Origin of the sequence: Staphylococcus devriesei, from assembly GCF_002902625.1 — a bacterium.
Classification (GTDB): Bacteria; Bacillota; Bacilli; order Staphylococcales; family Staphylococcaceae; genus Staphylococcus; species Staphylococcus devriesei.
Window position 1 is genome coordinate 1 of sequence record NZ_PPRG01000088.1, and the last position, 273, is coordinate 273.

The window sequence follows — 273 nt, forward strand, 5'->3', positions numbered from 1 at the left end:
AACTTAATAGCCGGCCTAGCTCAATTGGTAGAGCAACTGACTTGTAATCAGTAGGTTGGGGGTTCAAGTCCTCTGGCCGGCACCATCTTTGAGCCATTAGCTCAGTTGGTAGAGCATCTGACTTTTAATCAGAGGGTCAGAGGTTCGAATCCTCTATGGCTCATACGATTATTTTATAATCGTTAATGCGGAAGTAGTTCAGTGGTAGAACACCACCTTGCCAAGGTGGGGGTCGCGGGTTCGAATCCCGTCTTCCGCTCCATTATTTTGCCG

The 273-nt window shown here is 48.0% G+C and carries 3 tRNA genes; all 3 read left to right on the forward strand.

The window, feature by feature from the left end:
* The first annotated feature begins 9 nt into the window (after positions 1-9).
* The 3 genes from CD147_RS11205 (at position 10) to CD147_RS11215 (ending at position 262) form a co-directional block, all read left to right on the forward strand.
* Positions 10-85 (forward strand) — tRNA-Thr (locus CD147_RS11205).
* 5 nt (positions 86-90) lie between these two features.
* A tRNA-Lys gene (locus CD147_RS11210) sits at positions 91-163 on the forward strand.
* 24 nt (positions 164-187) lie between these two features.
* Positions 188-262 (forward strand) — tRNA-Gly (locus CD147_RS11215).
* The last annotated feature ends 11 nt before the right edge of the window (positions 263-273 follow it).